This window comes from Haemophilus sp. C1, from assembly GCF_001276515.1.
Classification (GTDB): domain Bacteria; phylum Pseudomonadota; class Gammaproteobacteria; order Enterobacterales; family Pasteurellaceae; genus Haemophilus.
In genome coordinates this window covers 1-5,547 of sequence record NZ_LDVZ01000043.1, presented here as the reverse complement: position 1 = coordinate 5,547, position 5,547 = coordinate 1, and the positions used below count along the sequence as shown (strand labels likewise).

At 35.0% G+C, this 5,547-nt stretch carries 6 protein-coding genes; all 6 read left to right on the top strand.

Going from position 1 to position 5,547, the window contains the following annotated elements; all coding sequences use genetic code 11:
- A partial coding sequence (locus ABW51_RS09310) for a VENN motif pre-toxin domain-containing protein (protein WP_197271856.1) occupies nt 1-1,755 on the top strand: 1,755 nt, incomplete at its 5' end.
- A gap of 334 nt (nt 1,756-2,089) precedes the next feature.
- The gene (locus ABW51_RS09300; RefSeq protein WP_053466522.1) at nt 2,090-2,380 is read left to right on the top strand and encodes a hypothetical protein; all 291 of its coding nucleotides are present in this window, start codon (nt 2,090-2,092) and stop codon (nt 2,378-2,380) included.
- 553 nt (nt 2,381-2,933) lie between these two features.
- Nucleotides 2,934-3,167 (top strand): hypothetical protein, encoded by a 234-nt coding sequence (locus ABW51_RS09290; protein WP_053466520.1) that lies wholly within the window; start codon nt 2,934-2,936, stop codon nt 3,165-3,167.
- A 406-nt stretch (nt 3,168-3,573) separates the two neighbouring features.
- The gene (locus tag ABW51_RS09280) at nt 3,574-4,383 is read left to right on the top strand and encodes a hypothetical protein (RefSeq protein WP_053466518.1); all 810 of its coding nucleotides are present in this window, start codon (nt 3,574-3,576) and stop codon (nt 4,381-4,383) included.
- The gene (locus tag ABW51_RS09275; protein WP_053466517.1) at nt 4,376-4,594 is read left to right on the top strand and encodes a hypothetical protein; all 219 of its coding nucleotides are present in this window, start codon (nt 4,376-4,378) and stop codon (nt 4,592-4,594) included. The genes ABW51_RS09280 and ABW51_RS09275 overlap by 8 nt, the downstream gene beginning before the upstream one ends.
- A 184-nt stretch (nt 4,595-4,778) precedes the next feature.
- A partial coding sequence (locus tag ABW51_RS09270) for a hemagglutinin repeat-containing protein (RefSeq protein WP_053466516.1) occupies nt 4,779-5,547 on the top strand: 769 nt, incomplete at its 3' end.

The following is a 5,547-nucleotide window of genomic DNA, read 5'->3' as shown; positions in this document are numbered from 1 at the left end:
GAACGCCAAGAAATGGCTAAGGTGATAGGTGATATCAGCAACAACGCGATAAGCATCGCTACGTATAATGAGCGTGAGAAGATTAATAAACTGTCATTAGAAAAATTTAAAGCGGAAGAAAAATACGGCAAATCAAGTACGCAAGCGCAAGAAATTGGTAAACAAATTACCGCTATTCAAAATGACATAGACGGCACTTACGGCATTGGAAGTAAGACTGGCATGGCGATTCGCGCCGTGACGGCGGCATTACAAGCGGCGGCACAAAATGATACTGCAGGCAGTCTTGTTGCACTGGCTTCACCTTATCTCAACAAAACCATCCACGAGATGACGGCGGGTGACACCGCAAAAGACAAAGCTGCGAATCTTATGGCGCATGCTCTTCTTTCCGCGGTGGAGTTTCAAGTGACAGGTAAAGACCCATTGACGGGTGCTGTGGCTGGGGTGACAGGAGAAGTGACTGCACAAATCCTCACACAGGCAATCTATAATAAAACGCCAAATCAACTTGCAGCAAATGAGAAGGAAAACATTAGTACGTTAAGTCAATTGGCGGGCGGATTGGCTGCAGCATTGACAGCGAAAGCGAATGGCACCCTAACGGAGCAAGGGGGTAATTTCCTTGCGGCAACCTCTGGTGCAGAGACGGCTAAAAGGGCGGTGGAAAATAATTTCTTGAGTGAGGCTTCAAGAGCGAGATTAAATGCGTTAAAAACAAAATATCATCGTGGAGAAAAATTAACAAATAAAGAAAAATTGGAGTTTAGAGATTTAATTGAATCAGATCAGCGTAGTGACGTTCTCTTGGATAAATTTAGAAAAGATCCAAATTCCTTAAATAGCAAGGAAAGAGAGGCATTTTTAAGCTATGTAGATCGTTATTATATAGAAACTGTTACGGGGAATACCGCATCTGGTTATAAATTGGCGTCATCAACATCGCCAGTTAATGCTCAAAATCGTTTTGAATCAGAATATTTAATAAACGATCCTGTACCAAAACGAGATTATGGTCATTTCCCTTTTGCAGGTACGGATGTACAAAGATCGCAAGCAGTGAATACCTTGCCAGAAGAGAGCAAGAACTGGCTAGGTTGGCGTTCTGAAAAACATTCTCGTGATGAAGAGATGTATTATACTGTCAAGAATGAACTTGATGCTCCTGAGAATTATAAAAATTCATCGAATGGGAAAATAGCTTATTCAGTTAAGGATGGACTGGAACTTGGTTCGACTATTTATGGTGGATTGGGTGTATTAAAAGGTGCTAAAAAAATCAATGATGTGATGTCTAATTCAACTAAATTTACTTTAGGCATTGCTGGTGCAGGAAGTGTGGGCGCACAGCTAATGTCTGACGGAACAGTCGATCCGAGAAGTTTAGCAATTGATTTGGTTACGGCATATGCACTTAAAGGGAAGGGATTTGGTTTGACGGTGGGTGGTAATGCTGCCTCTGGGGCGCTAAATAACTACATTACAGATAAATCCATGTCTCAAGGAGCAATAAGTAGCGGTATTGGTTCAGCTATTGGTTACGGTATGGGTAAAGCGATTGAAGTACCGTTAGATAAGAAGATTAACCTGGATCGCACGTGGGCTAAATATAACCTTCAGCCTTTAAATGATAAGATTCCTTATGTTGATGTATATAGAAGAAATATTATACCTAGTATCTCTGGTTCAACAATGAGTGAGATAGGTAATAGAGTTTTTCAGAATTACTATACAAAACCTAATGAGGAAAAATAATGAAAAAGATTATTTATATTCTTATTTTTTCTCTAGTATCTGGAGTCGTTTTTATGTTTATTATGTTTTTGGCTGCAAGGTTACTCTATAACATAAATAATAGTATTAGTTTCTATTGTATTGATATATTGTCTTTTTTTAAAAGCATGAATAAAAAGGAGGTGGGCTTTATTATCCTTATATCATCAATAAAATTTGTAATAACATGTCTTCGTTATAGAGATTACTAAAGGTTACGCTAGGTATTAATATGACTGGCTTAGATATTTAAGCTATTAATGAAGAAATGAAGATAAAATACTCCTTAAAGATAGTAATATCGGAGGAGCTTTAGGTGGAGAATCAAGTAATAGATGGTTTCAATATGAATATAGTAATTGGAAAGGTAAAAATAATGAAAAATAAATTTTTATCTATCTTAATAATAATTATTTTGGGAAGTTTTCTATTAAGTATCTCAATGTTTTTGATTGCCAGAATTCTTTATAATTTTGAAAATAATATGGATTTATTTAATATACATTTCTTGGATTATTTTAATGATGGTTTTATTGAGCGCTTAAAAATGATTTTTATGCATGTTTTTATATTTTTTGTTTCAATTTTATGTTTCTATAGAAAATAATCCTCAGATAACACAAGCCCTCAAGATAGCGCGCGTCTCCTGACGCGTGCTTATATCTAACTAAAAATAAACAAAATGAAGTTATTAATAAAAATAGTGAGGACCTGAATCAAATGAAAGGGATGTTTTGGGCACGCGTTATAAAACGCGCGCCATCGTGGGCCTTCACAGGAGAATGATTAATGAAAGTTATCTACCTTATTTTATTTTCTCTACTTTCTAGTGTTTTTGTTTCTTTTACTATGTTTTTATTAGCTAAGTTTATGTATAACATAGAGAATAATATGCCTATTTTTGATATAGATTTAGTATCGTTTTTTGTACAAAAAACAGCCAGAGAAATAAAAATGATAATTTTCTTATCTGTAATTATATTTGTAGTTTTTTATATGTATTATAAGAAAAATGATCTATTGCAATAAGATTTATATTAATACACCCTAGCCCCTGACATATACTTGTATTTATCTAAAAATAAACAAAATGAAGTTATTCATGAAAATAGTAAAAATCTTAATCAAACGAAATTGATGTTTTAGGCACGCGTTAGGAAATGCGCTCCATAGTGGGCTATGGAATAGGTAAAGCTATTGATATTTCATTAAATAAAAAATACTTAGATTTAACTTGGGTTAAATATAATCCTCAGCCTTTGAATGATAAACTCTCTTATGTTTATACATATAGAAGAAGTATTGTTCCTAGTATTTCAGGAAGTTTAGGAAGGGAAAGTTTGAATAGAGGCGTCCAATATATTTATAATGAGTCTCAAAAAGGAAGTAAATAATGAAAAGAATCATGTTAGATATTCTACTTTCTATTTTTATTGGAGTTTCTTTTTCATTATTATCGTTGATAGTTGGTAGATTGCTTTACAATATTGATAATTCAATATCTATTTTTGAGCTAGAATTGATTGATTTTGGTATAAAAAAACTTTCATTTTTAATCAAAATGACATTGTTTGTATCAAGTATTTACTTTATTCTTTTTTTCTATGGTAGGAATTTAAAGTAGCAAGATAATGTACTTAAATAATTATTTACTCACAATCTTAAATTTTGAAACAAAAATAACAGATGAAGATATGTATTATACTGTCAAGAACGAACTTGATGCTCCTGAGAATTATAAAAATTCATCTAATGGGAAAATAGCTTATTTCAGTTAAGGATGGGCTGGAGGCGAGTTCTATGCTTGCTTTAGGTAGTGGAACTACTGTTGTAAGAGGTGTTGCCCTTATGGAGAAAACCGCCGCAACAGTTGGAGGTGAGGCTATTACTCTAGCTAATAAAGGGGGGCAAGTGTTACGTCTTGGTAAAGATGCTGCAACAAAAGCTTACATTGATGGTCAGCTAACCTATATTAATTTAGTTGATAAGGGAATTAAAGCCTACAATACTGCTTCAACAAAAGCAGCAAATGCCTATATCAACGGACAGCTTGCGTATGTGGATGCTATTGCGAAAGGAGTTAATACAGCTAAAATAGCGGCACGAGAAGGTATTGAAGGAACCCGAGAATTAGTGAGTCAAGAGATTTATTATTCTTATAATCCTACACAGGCTAAAGTAGTTCAAACAGCTGTCCAGGGAATTGAGCATGGTTTGAAACCTATAACTGAAATAACATATAAGCAATATGCACAAGGAGTAGCGATGGGAGCTACAGCTAGTGCAATAACTCAATATGCTGCAACAGGTGATATTGATGTAAATAAAACTGTAAGAACAGGGTTACTTGCTCCATATCTATTAAATGCTCCTTTAGGAACTTCAGTTTTAATTGGTTCTGTTGATACTGCAGTATCAACAGTATCTGATGGTAAGTCTCATTTAAATGAGCAAGCAAAATATGCTGAAAGTGTAACAGTGGGTAATGCTGCAGAGAAAGCTATTCCCTCTCCAATGAAATTTTTTGCACCTTATATTGGGATTATTGCTGGGGAATCTATCAATCGTTTAAATGAGAAATTAGATAAAAAAGTACAAAAAAATGAGTAATTTTATTTTAGCTTTAAAAAGAGCTGTTTTTTTAACATTTTTAACTCAGTTAGTTTATTGGATAAATCGTTATTTTATTACAGGGGTAATAGATCAGGTTGAGTTTATTTTTAACTGGGAAAATATGATTTTTTCAATAAGAATACTGGGAGCATACTTCGTAACATATTATATGGCTATTATCTATTTGGGAGATAAGAAACAAGACTGATTGAGGTTATTTTTTCAAAATTTGCATTATAAAAACTTTTGTGTTGTTAGTTCAGCTTTTTAATTATTTGCGAATGGTTGAAGTTTTAAATAGTATATGATTTGAAATGATAAAATATAATAAAGTGCGGTCAAATTTCAAAGAGTTTTAAAACTTCTCAAAAATTGACTGCACTTTTTGTATTGTGAAAATTAGTATTGGTTATGGCAGCCAAAAACAAACGCAAAGTAGCGAAAGCCAGAGTATTAGCCATCAAAAATCAACGGTGAGCACGGGTACGTTTAATGTAAAAGCCCGCGATGAAAAACTCACCTTTGAAGGCGTGGATGCGAATGCGAAATTGATGGCATTATCAGGCAAAAAAGGGATTGAGATAAAAGGTGTAAAAGACGAGGAGCATCAACATACCAAAAATAAATCAGTAGGGGGCAGTGTAGGCGTCTTTGTTGGAACCAATGGTAATAGTTATGGAATTGGTATTGAGGGTTCGGTGAATGTGGCCAAGGGCAAATCTAACTCGGATAGCGAGCGTTGGCAAAACAGTCACTTGCAAGCGGATAAGCTCATCACAAATAGCGAAGCAGGAAACCTCAGCCTTGATGCAGCAAATCTTAAAGCGAAACGTTGGGAAGCGGATATTCAAAATCTGACGATAACGAGCCGTCAAGATACAGAGAAATATGAATCCAAACAAACGAGTGCGAGTGCAAGTGGCTCGGTAGCGTATGGTTCAGGTGGCGGAGCTTCGGTGAGTGCCTCCTATAACAAAGCGAAAGTGGATTATGCGCAAGTCAATGAACAAGCGGGTATTCGTGTAGGTGAGGATGGCATGGAAGCTAACATCCACAACCATACCCAACTGAATGGTGCCATTATTGAAAGTGATGCTGATGAAAGTAAAAACCACTTCAAAACAAAATCGCTCACGCATACCGATATTGAAAATAAAAGCG